This is a genomic window from Clostridium sp. ETTB3, from assembly GCF_053571985.1.
In genome coordinates this window covers 2,447,244-2,468,976 of sequence record NZ_CP199832.1, presented here as the reverse complement: position 1 = coordinate 2,468,976, position 21,733 = coordinate 2,447,244, and the positions used below count along the sequence as shown (strand labels likewise).

13 protein-coding genes are annotated in these 21,733 nt (G+C 26.5%); 10 read left to right on the top strand and 3 right to left on the bottom strand.

Annotated features, from left to right (window positions below):
- Positions 1-18 precede the first annotated feature (18 nt).
- From wecB to ACUN06_RS11855, 3 genes are all read left to right on the top strand, one after another.
- Positions 19-1,137 carry a non-hydrolyzing UDP-N-acetylglucosamine 2-epimerase gene (gene wecB / locus ACUN06_RS11865; protein WP_301953760.1) on the top strand — a complete coding sequence of 373 codons (1,119 nt, stop codon included), beginning with the start codon at positions 19-21 and terminating at the stop codon, positions 1,135-1,137.
- A 251-nt stretch (positions 1,138-1,388) separates the two neighbouring features.
- Entirely contained in the window at positions 1,389-7,334 is a 5,946-nt protein-coding gene (locus tag ACUN06_RS11860; RefSeq protein ID WP_449389853.1) for a fibronectin type III domain-containing protein, read from the top strand.
- A 232-nt stretch (positions 7,335-7,566) separates the two neighbouring features.
- Positions 7,567-9,312, top strand: coding sequence for an immunoglobulin-like domain-containing protein (locus tag ACUN06_RS11855; protein WP_449389852.1), 1,746 nt, complete (start codon positions 7,567-7,569; stop codon positions 9,310-9,312).
- A gap of 123 nt (positions 9,313-9,435) precedes the next feature.
- On the opposite strand, the gene ACUN06_RS11850 is transcribed toward ACUN06_RS11855, so the two are convergent.
- The gene (locus tag ACUN06_RS11850) at positions 9,436-10,401 is read right to left on the bottom strand and encodes an IS30 family transposase (protein WP_042403103.1); all 966 of its coding nucleotides are present in this window, start codon (positions 10,399-10,401) and stop codon (positions 9,436-9,438) included.
- 256 nt (positions 10,402-10,657) lie between these two features.
- Here ACUN06_RS11850 and ACUN06_RS11845 point away from each other — a divergent pair, with 256 nt between their 5' ends.
- Together ACUN06_RS11845 and ACUN06_RS11840 are read left to right on the top strand one after the other, a co-directional pair.
- Positions 10,658-12,010, top strand: a complete 1,353-nt coding sequence (locus ACUN06_RS11845) for a glycoside hydrolase family 10 protein (RefSeq protein WP_449389851.1) — start codon at positions 10,658-10,660, stop codon at positions 12,008-12,010.
- A 93-nt stretch (positions 12,011-12,103) separates the two neighbouring features.
- Positions 12,104-12,832, top strand: a complete 729-nt coding sequence (locus ACUN06_RS11840) for a hypothetical protein (protein WP_449389850.1) — start codon at positions 12,104-12,106, stop codon at positions 12,830-12,832.
- Between the two features lie 74 nt (positions 12,833-12,906).
- Here ACUN06_RS11840 and ACUN06_RS11835 read toward each other — a convergent pair whose 3' ends face one another.
- On the bottom strand, positions 12,907-13,878 hold the full coding sequence (locus ACUN06_RS11835) for an LCP family protein (protein ID WP_346967596.1): 972 nt from the start codon (positions 13,876-13,878) through the stop codon (positions 12,907-12,909).
- 290 nt (positions 13,879-14,168) lie between these two features.
- On the opposite strand from ACUN06_RS11835, the gene galE reads away from it, so the two are divergent.
- Positions 14,169-15,179, top strand: a complete 1,011-nt coding sequence (gene galE, locus ACUN06_RS11830) for a UDP-glucose 4-epimerase GalE (RefSeq protein ID WP_294399508.1) — start codon at positions 14,169-14,171, stop codon at positions 15,177-15,179.
- Positions 15,180-15,288: 109 nt separating this feature from the next.
- Here the strand turns inward: galE and ACUN06_RS11825 are convergent, their stop codons facing one another.
- Positions 15,289-17,319, bottom strand: a complete 2,031-nt coding sequence (locus ACUN06_RS11825; protein WP_294399510.1) for an LTA synthase family protein — start codon at positions 17,317-17,319, stop codon at positions 15,289-15,291.
- Between the two features lie 841 nt (positions 17,320-18,160).
- On the opposite strand from ACUN06_RS11825, the gene ACUN06_RS11820 reads away from it, so the two are divergent.
- From ACUN06_RS11820 to ACUN06_RS11805, 4 genes are all read left to right on the top strand, one after another.
- Positions 18,161-18,310, top strand: a complete 150-nt coding sequence (locus ACUN06_RS11820) for a hypothetical protein (RefSeq protein ID WP_294369438.1) — start codon at positions 18,161-18,163, stop codon at positions 18,308-18,310.
- Positions 18,311-18,744: 434 nt separating this feature from the next.
- Positions 18,745-19,617: a glycosyltransferase family 2 protein gene (locus tag ACUN06_RS11815; RefSeq protein WP_294163126.1), complete on the top strand. Its 873-nt coding sequence runs from the start codon at positions 18,745-18,747 to the stop codon at positions 19,615-19,617.
- A gap of 21 nt (positions 19,618-19,638) precedes the next feature.
- The gene (locus ACUN06_RS11810; protein WP_412655628.1) at positions 19,639-20,550 is read left to right on the top strand and encodes a glycosyltransferase family 2 protein; all 912 of its coding nucleotides are present in this window, start codon (positions 19,639-19,641) and stop codon (positions 20,548-20,550) included.
- A 15-nt stretch (positions 20,551-20,565) separates the two neighbouring features.
- Complete coding sequence (locus ACUN06_RS11805; RefSeq protein WP_412875324.1) at positions 20,566-21,732, top strand: glycosyltransferase family protein; 1,167 nt, start codon at positions 20,566-20,568, stop codon at positions 21,730-21,732.
- Position 21,733: the final 1 nt, after the last annotated feature.

The following is a 21,733-nucleotide window of genomic DNA, read 5'->3' as shown; positions in this document are numbered from 1 at the left end:
ATTAGGAGGAAAAAATAAGTGGAAAAGATAAAGGTTTTAAGTGTATTCGGAACAAGACCGGAAGCAATAAAAATGTGTCCATTAGTAAAGATGTTAGAAAAAGATGAGAGAATAGAATCTATAGTATGTGTAACAGGACAACATAGAGAAATGCTTGATGCAGTATTAGATGTTTTTAATGTAAAACCTAAATATGATTTAAATGTAATGTCTCATGGGCAAACTATTGTAGATGTTTCAAATAAGGTGTTAACTGGTGTAGATAAAGTAATTAATGAGTGCAATCCAGATATAGTATTAGTTCATGGAGATACTTCAACTACATTAAATGGAGCATTAGCAGCATTTTATAATCAAAAACCTATAGGACATGTGGAAGCAGGTCTTAGAACAGGAGATATATATTCGCCTTTCCCAGAAGAAGCAAATAGAAAGCTAACTGGGGCAATAGCCACTTTACATTTTGCTGCAACAAAAAGCAATAAAAAAAATTTAGAAATGGAAAATATACATAAAAATATTTATATAACAGGAAATACGGTAATAGATTCTCTTTTAAGTGTAATAAATAATGAACATAAATTTGAAGATAATAGTTTAAACAATATAGATTTTGAAAATAAAAAGGTTATTTTATTAACTGCTCATAGAAGAGAAAATTGGGGAGAACCAATGAAAGAAATATTTAAAGCAGTTAATGAATTAGTTATTAAAAATGATGATGTTGATGTAATTTTTCCTATGCATAAGAATCCATTGATAAGAGAAATTGCAGCTGAGGAATTTAAGGAAATTGAAAATAGGGTACATTTAATTGAACCATTAGAATACGTTGATTTTGCTAATTTAATGGCTAAATGTTATTTAATAATGACTGATTCAGGAGGAATTCAAGAAGAAGCACCTGCACTTGGAAAACCAGTTATGGTATTAAGAACAGAAACTGAAAGACCAGAAGCAATTGAAGCTGGAACAGTTAAGTTAGCTGGGGTTAAAAAGGAAGATATTTTTAATATAGCAAATGAACTTGTAAATGATAAAGGCGCTTATGAAAATATGGCTCATGCAGCCAATCCTTATGGAGATGGAAAGGCATGTGAAAGGATTGTAAATCATATAGTTGAATATTTTAATTAATTAAATTTTAATCATTTCTTATGTAGTATAGTTATAGTTTTAGTAAATTTATTACATGGGGAATGATTTTTTTATTTATATTTTTAGAATTTTTAAAGTCGAAAAAAGTCGTAAATTGAATTAAGGATTGAATATTAATTTATATAAATTGAATTAAATTAAATAAAAGTGTTTAAAAATACAAAAAAGTAGAGTAAAATTTAAAATGGTTATAAATTTGTATAATTATAAAATAAAAGGAGAGGGTGTAAATGAAGAAAATAGTATCAAATACTATTTTAACTGCATTGGCAGCAACTAATTTAACTACTATAGCGGCACAATCAGTAAGTGCTACAACTAAGGCAGATGATTCAATTAATGCTAATATAAATGAAGAGTTTAACAATTCTATTGATGTTACTGTAGAAGATACAGAAAGTATAGAAAGTTCAAATACTGAAAATTCATCAAATAATGATGAGACAGGGGAAGGTAGTATTAACTCAGAAATAAATGATGAAGATAATGAATTAAATAAGGATGAAGAAATTCAAACAGATATAGATAATAGTGAGTCATTTGAAAATAATAGTGATGATTTAACTTTAGAAAATAATCCAAATGAAGAAGTTTCAAATGAAACAACATCAGAAAATACTTCTAATATTATAGAAGATGTAAAAAGATATGGAAAATTAGAATTTGATATGAATTTTGCTATGCCAGTAAAGGACTTAAATTCAATAGATTTATCAATATTTAAAGATGAAAGTAAGATTATTCAAAATTTAGACTTATCTTTAGAAAATGGAGATTTAGAAAATGGAATAACATATAAGGTTGAAAAATTAAATTCAAAAAGATTGCCATTAGAAGATGGACAAAAAGATATTTATTTTTTACATATAACAATTGAAAAATTAGAGCTTGGAACATATGCTGCTGAAATTAAATCAGAAGGATATATAGATACAAAGGTAGAAAATATAGAAATTAAAGATTTTTCAAAGAGAGTTATTTTAGGAAGTAGTAATAATGAATCTTTAAATTACAATGGAGTATTTTTAGCTGGTGATGTAAATGGCGATGGAAAAATAGATATGGGAGACTATGATTTAGTATTTGAGAATATTGGAACATCAAAAGTTACAAAAGATACATTGAAATTTGATATTAATAAGGACGGTAAAATTGATATTGCTGATTTAACTTATATAAATTCTAATATGGGAGCTACTCAAGGTAAGGCAGTTATTGAAAATACTGATGCAATAATTGATGTAAATAGTATTAGTGTTGATGAAAGTAAATTCAAGCTGGAAAGTGGTACTAGTATTAAGGATATATTTATAGATAATGAAAAATCAGTATCTTTAGGAAAAAATGACGGGCAAGCACCTAGTGAGGAATCTCCATTAGTACTTGGGATTGATTTATCTAAATCTATGAGAGGAAGCAAAGAAGGAATAGCTTTAGCATCAGAAAATTCAATTGAAATGGAACAAATAGTAATTAAGGCTCCTAAGACTTCAAGTAATTCAGATGCATCAATGCCAGAAAAGGGTAGTATAACATATGTTGATGAAAATGGTGTTACAAAAACTGTAGAATTTAATGAAAATTATAATGAAGCTCGTTCAAAGGGTTCAAATGGAGATATAGTTATTGATTTAGGAACTCAAGTTGCTGTTAAGCAAATTTCTATAAATGTAACAGCTAATAGAGGAAATAAAAATATATCTGAAATAGCTAAAATAGAGTTTTTAAATAATGTATATAAGGAAGTTCCAAAGCCAGATATGAATATTCCTACAATAAAGACTTTAGAAACATCAACTAATCTTCATGATGAAAGAATAACTATATCATGGGAAGCACAACCAAATGTAACTTCATATGAAGTAATGTATCAAAAACTTAACGAAAATGGACAAGTTATTAGTACTAAGAAATTACAAACCAATAAAACTAATTTAAATATATTAGATAAAGACATAAAGCCATATGATTTATATAGAGTAAGTATTCAATCTTTAAATGGTGAATGGAGCAGTGGATATTTAACTGAAGAAGATGTGCCTTCAGCCTTTGATAGAAAAGCTGATAATGTAGATGCTAACTTTAATCCAATTGATAGTTATTATAATGGTGATAAAGGAAGTGTATCAGAAATTCAAGTTATTCCTTTAAATAAGCCAGAACCACCTAGAAATTTAACTACAGATCAAGGTTATAAGTCATTTACAGTAAAATGGGAACAACATTCTCAAGCAAGGGATTTTGATATTTATTACAGAAAAATTGGTGATAGTAATAAAAATTGGATAAAGGCAAATGATAATCACAAGGAAGTTGTTGAGGGTAGTGAAGATATTACTAATCCAGATAAAAATAAATTAGTAAGAAGTCATAGCTATACAGTTAATGGTCTTGAGGATAATGTTTCTTATGAAGTAAGGGTTACAGCAACTAACCATTTAGGTACAAGTGAAATGTCTAAGGCATATATAGCAAGTACAACATCTGTTAATCCACCAAAGATGCAAGAGTATAAATTAATTAATAGACCAACAACTGAAAATGAAATTGGAACAACTCATATTGTTGATGTTCGTAATAAAAAGGATTCTAATGGATGGGCATCTCAAGATGATGGCTTACATTATGATTCTAAATATGCATTAGTTGATGGTGATTTTACTACTGAATGGAAGGTTAATGACTGGGATACAGGGGCTAGTTATGGTGCTGATAGAGGTTCTGAAATTACATTTGATGACACTTATACAATTGGGAAAATAGGGATAGGAAGAACATTACAAAAGGGCCACTATATGGGCTTATATAAGGTTAAGGTTACTTATTGGGATGAGAATGATAATAAAAATGTAATTTATACGGAATCAATAACTGAAAAGAGCTCTAATGGTCATAGCTATTACATGGTAAATTTAAATGAACCTATAAGAGCAAAAAAAATAAAGGTTGATACATCAGGATATGGTGGAAGTACACAAATAATATCAGAGCTTAAATTTTATGAATATGATAGTTTAGCTGATGATATAAAGAATTTATATAAAGATGATTTAAGATTAGTTCTTAAAGAGTCTGTTACTCAAAATGTATTAGATGAATTATCAAAGCGATTAAATACACAAGATGATTTAAGTGGAGAATATCATCCAGATAAAGCCATTTTAGAAAAGGAATTAGATGTTGCACAAAAGTTATTTAATGATAAGGAAGTTTCTGAAAAGGTAACAACTCTTGATGCTAGTATTAGAACTGATAATGAAGGTCCATCTTTAGGAATGGAAAATAGTTATCAGTCATTAGGAAGTGTTGCAAGACCTTCAGTTGATGATAATGGAACATCTAAACAAATAGTAGTATATATGGGATCAAGTGACCCAAATACAAAGGTTGATATAGTATTTTTACAAAATTATGGATTACCAACTTCATATATGAGTAAAGTTTATACAATATCTCCGGGAAGAACTGAAATAACAATTCCTTCAATTATTTCTGCTGATGTAGAAAAGGGTGGTCAAGTTATGGCGAGGGTTACTCAAGGTTCTACAAGTGCAAATGTACAAATTCGTTTAAGTGGAGTTACTGATATTCCTCATTTAAATGTTAATAATATAATAAATGATTCTACTAAGGAAGAAGAAGTTAAAGATAAAATAAGAGCTTATATAAATGAGTTAAAAACATATATATCTGACATAAAGAGTTTATATCCAACAGAAGTTAGTGATAAAGATAAGATTAATAATATTTATCTTTATGATAAAGAAACATCACCTTTAAACACAACAGATATAGAAGGGGATAGATTTACATTAACTTTACCAGCATCTGAAATACTTAGAGGAATTGAAGAAGGATTAGAAAATGATATAGAAGCTCAAGTTGAAAGGGTACATAATGCACTTTTAGCATGGGAACAGGAAGTACAAGTTGGATTTGCTAAAAAAGGTGTATTTGAAGAGGTTAAGGATTTCAATGGAAATGGAGAAATTGACTCTGAAGATAGAGAATACTTTAAAAAGCATAGAGCTCCGCTTACAAGATTAAATATTAAATATCAAAGAATGATGATGGGAGCAGCAGCTTATGCATCAAGTCATCATATAGGGGTAGGATTTAATTCAGCTTCATATATTCAAGGGGTTCCTTATAAGATTGATTCAATGGGAGATGTAGTAAATAAGGATGAAGCTCATCTTTATGGAGGATTAATAGGTCATGAAATGGGACATTGTATGGATATTGCAGATAGACTTTATCCAGAAACAAGTAATAATTTAATGACTGCAATTACAGGAACAATGCTTGATGAAGATAGTCCATATGCATCATCAATGAATGAACTTTATAAAAAAGTAACTTCAAATACAATTGGTTTATCTACTAATAGAAGTGTTGTAGTTAATATGTTATGGCAACCATATCTTGCATATGAAAATGAAAGTACATATAAAATGTTATTAACTGATGGAGATGCTGATTTAAGTAATGATTCATTCTTTGCAAAATTAAATAGAGCATACAGAGAAATGACAGCAGAGGAAAAAGCTAATGGCGATAGAGATCAATGGTTAATTAGAATGAACTCAAAGGTTGCAGGAAAAGATTTAACTGATTTTTATGAAGCACATGGAATAGTGGCAAATGAAACAACATTACAATATGTATCTCAATTCCCTAAAGAAACTAAGAAGATTCAATATATTAATGATGAAGCTAGAAGAAGAAGAATGGCAGGAACTGCAGATATGGAAGAGGGAACTACTCTTTCTGCTAAGTTTGGAAATGACTCTAGAGGAAATGAAATAGTAAATGGTTCTTATGTAAATGATAAAAATGTTTCAATTAATTTATCTGTAGATAAAAGCAATGATAATATTTTAGGATATGAAATATATAGAAATGGTAAGCCAGCTGGATTTATTGAAAGAAATAAAAATGGACAAGAGACTGTTTATACTGATGTAGTTGACAATATAAATAATAGAGTAGTTACTTATTCTGCAGTTGCATATGATTATAATTTAAATCCAACTAATACAGTTGAATTAGGAACAATTAAAGTTAGACATGAAGGTGGAATTGCTAAATCTAGTACAATTTTAACTACTAATACAATAAGTTTAAATGAAAACCACAATGATATTCATTCACATGAAGAAAATAAGGATTTAAAATTAGCTTTAGATGATAACAATAATACTGCTTATGAAGGTAGAATGTTAACTAAAGATGAATTTAATAGCTCAATTCATTTAACAGAAATGAATCCTAATAATAATCCATATGTAATAGTAGATACTACTGAAATGAAGACATTAGTAGGTATAAAGTATACTGCACCTATTGAAACTTCAGGCTTTATATTTAAGAGACAAGCTGTGGCAAGTTCAGCACTTAAGAAATATAAAATTGAGGTTAGTAAAGATGGAGCAAATTGGACAACTGTTAAGGAAGATACATTAAATTTAACTGCAGATAATCCAACAGCTACTATTTTCTTTGACCAAGAAGGAGTTACTGGAGGAAATCAATTAAGCTCATATAATGCAAGATATGTTAAGATTACAGCTTTAGAAACTAAGAATATTTCAATAGCTGAACTTGAAGTAATAACACCTCCTGGAGATAATATTGAAATTGGTGTTGCAGAAGATAATATTAATTATGAAAATGGTATTGGAATATTAAAAGAAAAGTTTGTTTATGTAGTTGATAACCCTGAAACTGAGGAAAATGAAGAAAAATCAATTCCAGCAGGTTCAATAGTTATAACTGGTGAATATAGAGGAAATCCAGCTTTTAATGTACCTTTAGTATTAAATCAAAATGAAGAGCATATTGCTGATAAATATAATGGAATACTTATGGCAGAAATTCCTGATAACGGAGATTTACAAGAAATTTCTGAAGGAAATTGGGTTTATTGGGTTGAACCAGAATATGTTAATGACTTTATGAAAGATAATACAGAGATATTTGCTGAGTTATATAGAACAGATAGTGCAGATGCATTAACTGGAGGACAAAGACTTGTAAGTGATACTTTTAAAATTAAAGTTCCAGATGAACTGCCAGAAATAAAATTATCATCAGGTAATGAAAAAAGAACTAATAACATTAAGACCTTTAATATTAAGGAAGATGTAATTAATAAAGTAATAGAAGCAAGATAATATGAGGATAGTTAAGAGTGACGAGTGACAAGTGACAAGATGAGGAAAAAATTCAGCTTATGCTGAATTTTGAGATAGTTAAGAGTGGAAAATGGCAAGTGACAAGATGAGAGAAAAATTGAGCTGATTCTTAATTTAAGAAAATATATTTTAAGAAACTCTTAAAAGAGTTTAATCATTAACTTGTCACTTGTCACTTATAACTTGTCACTAAATTAAACGGGGTGATAAGATGATTCAGAAAAGATTTGAAAATAGAGCTACTAGAAGAAATAATAAGAAAAAGAAAAATAAGAGATTTGTTAATTTAATGGCTATATCTACAGTTACTGCAGTTATATTTGCATATTCAATTAATGGTGTTGCAGATAATAAAAAAGTAAGTAATAAAGTAGCTGTAGAGTTAGGTGTTGAAAAAATAGAAAAGGATAAAGTTAAAATTAAATTGGATAATTTTACTCCTGTAATTAAATCATTACAATTGAGTTTGAAGATTGATGGTAATGCTAAATTTAAAGAAAATAGCATTGAATGGCTTGTGAAATCAAAATCAAATGATATAAAAACTCATACTAAAATAAGTGATGATAAAAAGTCTATGGAAATATTTATAATATCTAATGAACCATTAGATAAGAATGGTGGAGAGTTAGAAATATGCGAAATAAATGTTACCAAGGATGGAAATGGAAGTTCTGCATATACTATTAATGCTAATGTAAATAATGACGGAAACTCATATAGCTATATAATTAATGATACTAATAAGCAAGTTAGTGGAAATGATATAGCAAACCTAAATATGGAAAAATTAACTATAAATTCCTCTCCGGTAATAAGTCTGAAAAGTTTAGCAACAGTAGTTGATGGAAATATTTTTGTATCAAAGGGAGAGGATTTTGATGCAAAAAGTTATATTGTAGTTAATGATGAAGAGGATGGAGAAATTCCAGTTGATAAAGTAGTTGTTACCGGAAAGGTTGATACGAAAAAGGTTGGTACATATAATATTAACTATTCAGTTAGTGATAGTGAGGGAGAAGTTACTAATTTAAAACAAACTGTAATAGTTGAAGAAGTGGCAAATCAAGAAATTAGTAAGCCTATAATAACTATTATGAATAATGGGCAAGAAGTTGATAAAATAGTTGTTACTAAAGGTGATGAACTTGATTTAAGTAAATATATAAGTGCAGTTGACTATTTAGGAGGAACTATTAATCCTGAAATAATTGGTAGTTATGATGTGAATAAAGCAGGAACATATGAGTTAACAGTGAGAGCTACTGATAGATTTAATAATGTTTCAGAAAAATCATTAACATTAGTTGTTGAAAAGAAAGTAATAAATGCACCAAGTATGAATGCTGCACCTGTAATAATAGCAAATGATGTTGAATTAGTAGTTGGTGATAAATTTAATGAACTAGACAATGTAAAGGTAATTGATGAAGAGGATGGAGAAATTCCAGTTGATAAAGTAGTTGTTGAAAGTGATGTTGATACAACTAAGGTTGGAAATTACAAGGTAATTTATAGTGTAACAGATAGTAATGGTGCAACTACAACTAAGACTATAAATGTAAAGGTAAGTATGAAAATGGTAGAATTAGAGCCATCTAATCCTATAAAGCCAGAAAAACCAGATGAGCCAACTACTCCTGGTAATCCAGAACTTCCAGATAACCCAAGTATTCCGGAAAAACCAGATGATTCAGGTAATGATAATTCAGGGAATATAAATAAACCAGGAAATAGCAGCGGATCAGATGATAAAGTTGAAGCACCAGATGTACCAGTAACACCTGAAACTCCTAAAGATGATAATAGTAATACTAGTACAGATAACAAGGTAAATTCTGAAAATAAAAATGAAATACCTAAAACAGGACAAGGAATATTTTATGGAATAACTATAACATTTGCAGTTTTAATAATTGGATTTGGTGTATACTTCCTAAAAAAGAAAAATAAATAATTAACAATTTTAACCTCAGAAGTATGTTAACAGTAGTTAATATACGCTTCTGGGGTTTAGTTTATTTTATAAATAAATAGTATTATTTTTGTGCATATTCTTTTGTTATGACGAATTGTCAAGCTAAGTGCAACACTTAGCTTGTTCTTCGTTAAATGCTTCTAACGGTGTCTTGTATCCAAGACATTTCCGTGGTCTATTATTTAAAATATCCTCAACAATATCAACATGATTTTGATTTATAGTAGAAAAATCAAATTTTTTAGGAAAGAATTCTCTAATCAAGCCATTTGTATTTTCATTAGTTCCTCTTTGCCATGAACTGTAAGCATCAGCAAAATACACATCTAAGTCTAATTTATTTTCTAACTCTAAATATCCAGCAAATTCTTTACCACGATCTACAGTCAATGATTTTAAATTATTCCTACCAAATTTGCCTAATGCAATAATACAATGTTCATTAAAAGTAGAAGCTTTTCTATTTTGCATTATTCTGATTTTTGTTAAACGTGTTTTTCTTTCAACGAAAGTTGAAAGACACGCCTTAGATTTTCCCCTACTTGAAACAATAGTATCAAGTTCCCAGTGTCCAATATCTAATCTTTTTCTTACATCTTTAGGTCTTTGACTTATTGTTTTCCCTATATTGAATTTACCTCGAGTTTCTCTTGGTTTTAGTGATTTACCCTTCCTGCGAAGCAGGTCAACGGAACAGTGCTCCAAAATACCTTTATATAGCCAAGAGTATATAGTGCTAAATGAAATTATTTGTTTATTAAATTCAAGTTTTAGACGACCTGAAATCTGTTCTGGAGACCAGTGATTATTTAGCTTTTCTTGAACATAGTTTACTAACGAAGCGTTAGCAATTTTTCCATGAGGTTTACATTTAACTCTTCTGTTTTCATATTTATCTTGAGCTACATGAGCTTTGTATCTTCCATTAAGATTGTTTCTTTTAATTTCTCTTGAAATACTTGATTTATTTCTGTTGAGTTCTTTGGCTATTTTAGATAAACTCCATCCTAAATTTAAATATTCTACTATACAACAACGTTCATTTATAGTAATATGTTTATAGCTCATACAGTCACGTCCTTTAAAGTGGTTTTCTAGTCAATTATTACTTTAACATGAACGTACCCGTATGGGTTATTTTTTTGCAATTAATTAGTGTTGCACTTGATATTGTAATTTATCTTATATAAAAATGTTGTTAACAACATTTTTATATAACAAAAGAATATGAATTAAATACAATCAATTTTATAAATTCAAACATATTATTTAATTATGGGTAAAACAAATAAGGGAAAATATAAATAAAGGGGATGAAAAGTAAATGAAAGGAGTTTGGATTACAACAGTATATAATCAAGATTGGCCATCATCTTCATCAAAAGGAAATGTAGAAATTCAAAAAAGTGAATTTATTAATATACTTGAAGATGTAATGTCATTAGGAATAGATACAATAGTTGTACAAATAAGACCAAAGTCAGATGCTTTATATAAATCATCAATAAATCCGTGGTCAGATATATTAACAGGAGTACAGGGAAAAGATCCAGGATATGATCCTTTAGAATTTATATTAGAAGAATCTCATAAAAGAAATATAAAAGTTCATGGATGGTTAAATCCATATAGAGTTACAACTAGTGGAACTAATTTATCAGTATTGTCAGAAAATAATTTTGCAAGGAATAATCCTCAAACAGTTATAAAATATAATAATGCAATGTTTTATAATCCAGGATTGCCAGAAGTAAGAGAGTATATTGTAAATACTGTAGCTGAAATTGTTAGAAATTATAATATAGATGGAATACACTTTGATGATTATTTTTATCCTGGTGAAAATATTGATGATAATGATGCATATAGAAGGTATGGAAATGGAGTAAGTTTAGGTGATTTTAGAAGAAGGTCAGTAGATGAAATGGTTAAAGCTTGTTATGAAGTTATAAAATCAATTAATGGTAATGTTAAATTTGGAATTAGTCCACGAGGAATATGGAAAAATAAAAGTAGTGATGTTAGTGGTTCAGATACATCAGGATCAGAAAGTTATTATGATATTTATGCAGATACAAGAACTTGGATAAAAAATAATTGGCTTAATTATGTAGCACCCCAAGTTTATTGGGAAATAGGAAATAAAGTAGCTGATTATTCAAAATTAATACCATGGTGGGCAAATGAAGTAATCAACACAAATGTCAAGTTATATATTGGACAAGGTATATATAAGGAGGCTGTAGCAAGAGAACTATTAAAGCAAATAGAATTAAATAAAAAGTATAATATAAATGGAAGTATATTATTTTCTTATATAGATATTAAGAAGAATATAGAAAATGTTAAAGATCAAATTAAAGCTATAAATTATATAAATGATAATGAGGAGATGAATTATTCTATGTATGTATTCAGTAAGAATTGGTATTTGAATAAATATCTTGATGTTGCTAATAGTCCAACTTATAAATATGATCCATATAAGCATTATGTTGATTATGGAAAAAAGGAAGGAAGGTTACCATTACCACCTATTCCAGAAGAATATAATGAAGGTGCTTATTTAAAGCTTAATCCAGATGTAAATGAAGCAGTTAAAAATGGGATATTTGTATCAGGAATAGATCATTATTTACAATATGGATTTAATGAATCTCGTAAAGTAAATTATTAATATTTATATAAAATATAAAGGATTAAATTAAGTTTAGTTTTATTATTTTTGGCAATAATCAAAATAAATAGTTTATAAAAGGAAGCTAAATTTATGAAGATTAAAGTTAAATATATCATAAAAATATTTATTAGCTGTTTTTTATTATTAAACATTTTGATATTGCCAGTACATAGTCAAAATATTAACTTTATTAAAGGTAAGCTTGAGGAAATTGGAATTCCAAAGGAATATTCTAAAAATATTTATGAGTATATAGAGAATTTAAATATAAATGAAGGTAAAATTAAGAAAATAATTAGTGATAGTAGCGAGATAATTAATGATATTAAAGGTGGAAAATCACTAAAGGAATTTTCACTATTACAATTATCACAAATATATAGTGATGCATTAATGCTTGCAAATGAATTAGGAATACAAGTTAATATTGATTCTTATAATAATAAGTTTGAAATTAAAGATAAGAAAAGTGGAGAAATCTTATTAATATGTGATATAAAAGGAGCTATAAAATATTATAATAACTATAAAAAGTCACCGTTTACAAAAGAAGAGTATAATGAGTTATTTGATTATATAAATAAAGAAGAGATTAATGAGAATAATGAATTTGTAGATGATAATACAAATGATGAAGTAGTAAAAAATGAATATGAAAGTAAAGAGGATAAGAATAGTAATGTAGTTAATGGGACTCAAGAAAGTAGTAGGGCTATAAATAAAAGTAAAATTAGAATAATGAGTATTATTTATTTCATTTTATTTTTATGTGTTATAGTTTCACTTATTGCTAAGGGAATTTTTGTAGAGGAAAATTGAATAAAAATATAAAATATAGAATAAAAGATGTAACATAATAAAAATAGCTGTTACATCTTTAAAGTTATTTGAATTTAATTTGAAGAATATAAGAAGTTATGAATATCATTAGTAATTTCATCAGTATCAATAGTTAAATGAAGCATATCTGTATAAATAGTTTTTGTTTTTTCTACTGAAGGGAAACTTGCTTGTTCAATATGAGGCATTCCCATACCTAAAACAGTAGTAACTATTGAAATAATTTCATTATTAGTAAGGTTAGTTGACACTAAAGGTAAAATATCATCCATTATTGAAATTAAATCTCCAATAGATGCAGTTTTAAATTTATTGAATAATGCATCTAAAATCTCTCTTTGTCTTTCACCACGCTTATAATCACTACCTTCAGTATATCTTATTCTACAATATGCAGCTGCTTGAGTTCCATTTAAAAGCTGGGTACCAGCAGAAGTTAATTTAGCTGTAGTAGTACCATTTTCATCATCAATATTTTTTATATATCCATTTATATAATTTAATTCTTCGTTAGTTAATGTAATTTCAACTCCACCAAGTTTATCTATTATTGTAGGTAAGCTATGTAAACTAACTGAAATAAATTTATCAACTTTTAAATTAAAGTTTGTATTTATAGTTTTTAATATAAGCTCTGGGCCACCGTATGCCATTGTATAATTTAAATTTTGTTTTCCACTACCATCAGGTAAATCTAAATACATATCTCTCATTAAAGAAAAAAGTTTAATCTTATTATTTTTTTTATCAATACCTAATATCATAGTAGAATCTGAAGCACCATATAAATTTCCGTATTTTTCGTTTTGACTAAAATCTGTGCCTAATAAAGCAATTGTTATTATATTTTCATCTTCCTTTGCAGGTGTTTTACCTGTTTCAGTTACTATATTTCTATCAATGTCTACTCTTTCAACTTTAGATGAATAGTGGTTAATTGCAAAGGCTACACCTCCTATTATTAAAGCTAAAATTAAGCAAATACTTATTAAAATTTTTTTTGTTTTAGATGATTTTTTTTTCATAAGGTCCTCCTATAATCAAAGAAAAATGTAATTTCGAATAATATAATAATTTTAACATGAATAAATGTATTTTGACAAAAAGTATTAATATTTAATTTTTTAGAAAAGTATTATTTTAATAATTGAAGTTATTTTACGATATAGTTAACACTGAATCTTAACTTTATATAATTTAAAATAAATTAATTAGGAAACTTTATTAAATAATTTAAAAAAGTTATTTTATATTTGAAGAATATGTTATATAATAAAAGTGAGAAATTTAATAGTTGGTTGGGAGGAAATTAATTATGGCAGTATTAGTATCAGGTGGTATGGGTTATATTGGAAGTCATACAACTGTAGAACTTTTAAATGCAGGATATGATGTTGTAATTGCTGATGATTTAAGTAATAGTAAAGAAGTTGTTAAAGATAGAATTAAAGAGATAACAGGTAAGGACGTTAAATTTTATAATGTTAATTTAACAGATGTAAATGAAACAGAAAAGGTATTTGAAGAAAATAATATAAACTCAGTAATTCATTTTGCAGCTTTTAAAGCAGTAGGGGAATCAGTTGAAAAACCATTGGAATATTACTACAATAATCTAACAAGTGCATTAGTAGTGTTAAAGGCTATGAAGAAATATGGATGTAGAAACTTTGTATTTAGTTCTTCTGCAACTGTTTATGGAGATGCAAAGGTAGTTCCTATAACAGAGGATTCTCCATTATCAACAACTAATCCGTATGGAAGCACTAAGCTTATGATTGAAGATATGTTAAGAGATATTGCAAAGGCAGAGCCGCAATTAAATATAGCAATATTAAGATATTTTAATCCAGTTGGAGCTCATAAAAGTGGATTAATAGGGGAAGATCCAAATGGAATTCCAAACAATTTAATGCCTTATATTACTAAAGTTGCTATTGGTGAATTAAAAGAACTTAGAGTATTTGGAAATGATTATCCAACTCATGATGGAACAGGTGTAAGAGATTATATCCATGTTGTTGACTTATCAGTTGGGCACGTTAAAGCATTAGAAAAGTTAGCAACTAATCCAGGATTAGTAACATATAATTTAGGAACTGGTAATGGGTATTCAGTATTAGATGTTGTTAAAGCATTTAGTGAAGCTTCAGGACGAGAAATTCCTTATGAAATAGCTCCTAGAAGAGCTGGTGATATTGCTACTTGTTATGCTGATCCTAAGAAGGCAAATGAAGAGTTAGGATGGAAGGCTGAAAGAGGAATCAAGGAAATGTGTGAGGATTCTTGGAGATGGCAAAGTAATAATCCTAAGGGATATAACTAATATTTAATTTAAAAATAAACATAATAAAAAATAGAGGATTTTTAGATAATTACTAATATGTATAATTAATGCTATCATATTAAATTTAAATCCTCTATTTTTATTATAATTATTTAAATATTAGTTCATTTGAATAAGAAAATATAGTTGAATCAGTTGTGGAATCTTGACGAATTTGAATTTTATCACCTTTTTTGCAATAATTTAATGGAATAGATAAAGTATTATTATCTATAGATATTTTTTCAATATATTTCCCATTAATATATACATTACTATAATTATTAAAGTTTTCACCTTTAATTAAAATATTATTATCATCATAGATTTCGATACTATTAATTTTTACATTTTTAAAACCAATTTTATATTCACTTGAAGGAACAAGCTCTTCATAATCTGCAGTATAGTTTTTACCATAAATCATGTCATATTCTAATTGATTAAGATATTCAGTCTTTGTTTTTTCATCAAGACTACTATTATGAAGCATATTTAAGGTTGTACTAGGTAATGATAGCTTGTCTAAAATTAATGAAGTAAGTTCATATGCAGATATATCTTTATTTTCCCTAGCTAAATTCATATTATCCCAAATTAAATAAGGAGTTTTTTTCAGTGTTCTAATTGAAATATTAGATTCGGATAGACCAATTGCAGGGAAGTGATCTCCATAAAATACAATTATAGTAGGCTCATTTAATTCATTTACAGCTTCTATTAAGTTACCTATAAATTGATCCATTTCATAAATTTGATTTATATAGTATTCTAAGCTATTTTTATTATCTTTAGAATAATCATTAGTAATATAAACTTCTTTATCTTCTATATAATCACTAGGATATCCTCCATGACCTTGAATAGAAATACCAAATATTAGGTCAGAGTTATCTGTAGAAATTAAGATATTACAAATCTCATCTATTAAAACACTATCTTTCGCCCAACCTACAGGAGTTCTTTCAGGAGTAGACATACATTCTATAGGGGTAAAAGAATCAAAACCTAAATTTTGATATACTACATCTCGTGAATAAAACTTACCTTCATGGTTATGCAAAGAATTAGAACTATAGCCCAAATCTCTTAAAGTATAAGCGAGTGAAGGTATAGCTTTCTTTGAAGCTATAGTATTATAGGGAAACTCTCCAGAACCAAAAAATTCAGTTGACATTCCAGTAATAACCTCAAATTCTGTATTTGCTGTTCCACCACCAAGTACTGGAACAGATATTAATCCAGAAGTAAATTCATTAGATAATGATTCTAGATTGCTAACAGGATTTTTGTTTAATTTAATATCAGTTATCCAATTTGGATTTATAAAAGATTCTAATTGAATTAATATTATATTTGGTAATAATTTATTATCATTATCTTTAAAATCTTTTATATCTGTAAAATCGTAATTAACAATTGAAGAACTAACAGTAAGCTTCATATCATTTTCAGGTTCTAATAAAAGTAAACTATTTTTTATTGATGATATTGTATCGTTTGAATAATTTATTGGTTTATTTATTCCATTATTAATAGCACTATTAAAAAAGGAATAGATAAATCCATAAGTATTATATCCCCAATTGATATCCCAAAAATTTTTACTTATTATATTTGATTTTAATCCATAATTTAGAATTTGAGGAAAAGATATAATAAGTAGTGATATTAATAAGATATTAATAAAATAATTAATAGATTTTTTTTTACACTTTAAGAAAATAAATATTAATAATGATATTAGTAATAATGATATTAGTAATAATGATGATAATATCATTATTATTATTAAATTCTTAGAAAGGTATTGTTCAATTATTTCTAAACCATTTTCTATCATTCCTATATCATAAAACGTTAAAGGCATTCCTCTGAATTTTGTTACTAAATTATTGGCAAGAGCCAATATAAACCAAATTAAGCTTATTAATGAAAAATAAAATAACCTTATTTTAAACAAAAAACAAGGACTTAACGTAAGTACAATAATTAATACATTATATAAAAATATATTAAATGAATTGGTTAGAAAATTAAAAGCTTCATTAAAGCTTGAACGTGAAATACAGTCTATAAAAAAGGTTAATAGTATTGAATAAACAATAAATATAAAGATATTTAAAATTTTTTTATTCATATAATTTTCTCCTAGTAGTAAATATTGGTGTAAAGTTTTTTAAATTACTTTTCTTTTAAATTCTTTATATGTCAAAGTTTTACAAGTTTTTTGTATAAAAAACAACACCCACTAATTTTATGTTAAAATTGAATATCAAACCAAACAAATTTAACCCTGAAAGGGTGTCGTTATTATGGATTCAATTATAACTTATTTAATCACGTATAATCAATATTTAATTAAAATTATTTATCAATTTATTATTTTTTTCAACACACATATAACTAAAACAGATGGTATTTGATGACTCAAATAGATTGGTATATCAAAAATTCAAAGTAGATAAGTACCTACAATTATTAAATTTGAAAAGGTAGATTATAAATTACTTTTAACTTATTACAAACACAAATATAACAATATCGTAAAATCTGTCCAAAGACGAACCGGTAAATTAAAAAGTTTAAGCCTCATATAATAGGATTATGTTTTAGTTATCACCTTAATTGTAAAATATCCACAAGATTAATTGAACATGTTTTAAAAGAAGTTCATGGAATAACAATATCACCTAGAACTATTGCTAATTATGCTCTAATAGCAACTGCTGTTATTAAAAGCTTTTTTAATATATATAACTACAAACCATCTAAAATACTTTCTGCAGATGAAACTTATATAAAAGTTAAATGAATTAAACATTATGTGTGGGTTGCAATATTACCTATAGATAGTTATTATCCAGTTAATTAGAAATATCTAATTTAATAAAAAAATTATTCTGAAAAATATAAAAAACCACCTTTTTATAGTATAAAATTTGTTTGCAATAACAATTTACAAAAAAAAGGTGATTTTTATGATAAACTATCAAGAATATATTGCTACAAAATTGAAAAAAACGCTAGAAAAAATGATAAATTTATCTACTCTTTGCTTAAATAATTTAATTGCAATGATTATTGGAATTTATCATACAACAATAGATGATAGATTTGTAATACTTTAATTTTCATTGAAAGTAAGTAAAAGAGATATTCAACTTTGGTTTAAGTTGTTTAAATATAAATTCGTTGGGCAGAAGGGTTAGTAGTAAATTTTATTTTTATATCTATAAAAAAATTTAAAATGGTTTTATTATATGCTATAATTACTAGCATTAGGTAAAGTTGAGTTTTGTATTTAAATATTTTAATAATATAATTATTTATTTTTTATTAGAATTAAGTAGTATTTTAGCATATTAATAGGTAGTAATTTATAATGAATAATAAGATTTAATGTAAAGATAATTTTATTGTAACTGTTTATTAGTTACTAAATTTGTTATACGATTTAGCATTTTCGGAAAAAATATTTTTAAAGTTTAATAATATTTAGAATATAAAACAAGTTATTAATAAAATAAGAGATATTACTTTAAAAGGAAAGAATGGAGTAAGGATGATGTGTAAAGTTGCGGCTATTATAGTTTCATATAATCCAGATAGCAATTTGTTTGATAGTATAAATTTATTATTGAATCAAGTTGAAAAAGTGATTATTGTAGATAATGGGTCTAAAGAAAAATATGTAAAATATATAAAGAGTATAAATGAAGATAAAATAGAAATTATTTTAAATAAAGAAAATTTAGGAATTGCCACTGCATTAAATATTGGAGTTAGAAAAGCATTAGAAAATGGATATGAATGGATATTAACAATGGATCAAGATAGCAAAGCTAGTCCGGATATGGTAAAAAAAATGTTTAATGTATATAATTCAATAAATAGAGAAGAGAGAAAAGATATATTAAGTATTTTTCCTAACTTTGTTGATGAAAGGATACAATCTATTGAAGAAAATTCAAATATGAATTCTTATGAATATGTTGATGCAGATATAACATCAGGAAATCTATTAAGGAAAGAAGTTTTTGAAAAGGTAGGTTTTTTTGATGATAGTTTATTTATAGATTTAGTAGATACTGATTTTTGTATGAGATTAAATGAAAAAGGTATTAAAATGATTAAAATTAGAGATGCAGTTCTTTATCATAGTCTTGGAGAAAGTAAGACCATCAAGGGGATTTTAGGAAGTTTTAATACTTCAAATCACTCTGCTTTAAGAAGATATTACATGACAAGAAATAGATTTTATATTTGGGAAAAGTATAAGGGTTTAAATAGTTTTACTTTAAATAGAGATAAGAAATTATTTAAAAAAGAATTTGTAAAAATTATTTTAGGTGAAAAAGATAAGGTAAATAAAATAAAGATGGTTCTTAGAGGATACAAAGATTATAAAAAAGGTATTAAAGGTAAATTAAAATAGAGTAATTAGAAGGAGAAGTATATGCTAGGAATAGTAATTGCTAACTGGAATGGTGAAAAACTAATTGATGAATGCCTTAAAAGTTTAGAAAATCAATCTTTTAAAGCTTTTAAACTATACATAATTGACAATAATTCCAAAGACAAATCTAAGGAAGTAATTAAAAGATATAATGAAAAACTAAATATAGATTTAACAGAAATGAATTATAATAGTGGGTTTGCACAAGCAAATAATATTGGAATAAAGAAGGCAATTAATGATGGATGTCAGTATATTTTAACATTAAATAATGATGTTGAGGTTTCTAAGGAGTCTTTAAAAAATGCTATGAACTATATAGAGAATAATAAAGAGTTTGATGTATTTCAATTATTTATGATAAACTATTTTAATAAAGAGATTTGTGATGCAGCTGGATTGAATTTTAGAGAGGATTTAATTCCATTACAAGTAGGATTTAAAGAAAGTGTGTCAGATATATTAAATAAAGGCGATATAAATATAGAAGGGGTATGTGCTGGAGCGGCTATTTATTCAACAAAAGCATTAGAAGTAGTAAAATTAGATAATGATAATTATTTTGATAATAATTTCTTTGCATATTTTGAGGATGTTGATTTATCTTTAAGACTTAAATCATCAGGATTTAAAGCTAAATTATTAACAAATAGCATTGTATATCATATGCATTCAGCAACTGGAGGAAATACAACTGGATTTAAGGAATATTATTTAACGAGAAATTTATTTATATATGCTAAAAGGCATCAAAGTGATGAAAATTATAAAAAACATAAGAAAGAATATTATATAAGATTTTTAAAAACGGTTGTAAAAAATATTAATAATTTTAATGTTGTAAAATCAGCAATAAAAGGTTTAAATGACGGATTAAAAGAAAGTAAAAAAATTGAATATTGGAAGATATAATAAGGAGGTATTATTATGAGAAAAATAGTAAAAGCGATGAGAAAAGTTATTTATTTAAGAGATCAGAGTAATTTTAAAAGGTATATAAATAACTTATTAGAGAAAGTAGATTTTACTCCAATTGTAAATATAGTACCAAAGGAAATAAAGAATATAACATTTGTTATACCGGGAATGCCTGCTTTTAGTGGAGGTCATACATCTATATTAAGATTAGGAACAGAGTTAAGTAAAAAAGGTTACAATGTAGGATATGTTTCTTTTGCACCTCAAAATATAGAAGATATGAGGAAAAATGCAGAAATAAATTTAACTAATTATAAAGGAAATATTATTGGAGATGATGTTAAAAAAGTAAAAAGTGATATAGTAATTGCTACCTCATGGGAATCTGTATATTACTCAAGAGAAATGAGTGGATATAAGATGTATTTCATTCAAGATTATGAACCATACTTCAATTTATATGGAGAAAGCTATATTATGGCTCAAAAATCTTATGAAGTTGGATATCATATGGTTAGCTTAGGAAAATGGAATAAACATATGATAGAAAAGGAATGCAACATAAATTCAAGGTTAGATTATATTACATTCCCATATGAAGGAAAAGAATACTTTGCCAAAGAAAGAAATTTTGATGAATATAAAACTAAAAAGGAATTTAATTTTGCTGTTTATATAAAGGATGTAGGTAAAAGAGCACCTTATTTAATTCAATATTTACTTACAAAATTAAAGAAAGATTTTAGTGAAGAAGGCATTACATTAAATATTAAATATTATGGTGAAGATAAAAACTTCAAATGTGAAGGTGGAGAAAATATAGGAAAGTTAAGTAAATCTGAATTATTAAACTTATATAATACTTCAGATTTTGGACTAGTTGCATCTTTAACTAATATTTCATTAGTACCATACGAAATGTTAGCTACAGGATTACCAGTAATAGAATTTAAAGAAGGAACATTTGAGTATTTCTTCCCAGAAGATACTGCAATTATTACCTCTTTTGATTACAATGATTTTTATAATCAAGTTAAAGAAGCTATAAATAATACTGATAAATTAAAAGAAATGAATAAAAATTCAATGAAATTCTTGAAAGAATTAAGTTGGGAAAAAACTACTGATGAATTTATTGAAATTTTAGATATGATAGGTTCAGAAAAGGGAGAATAGT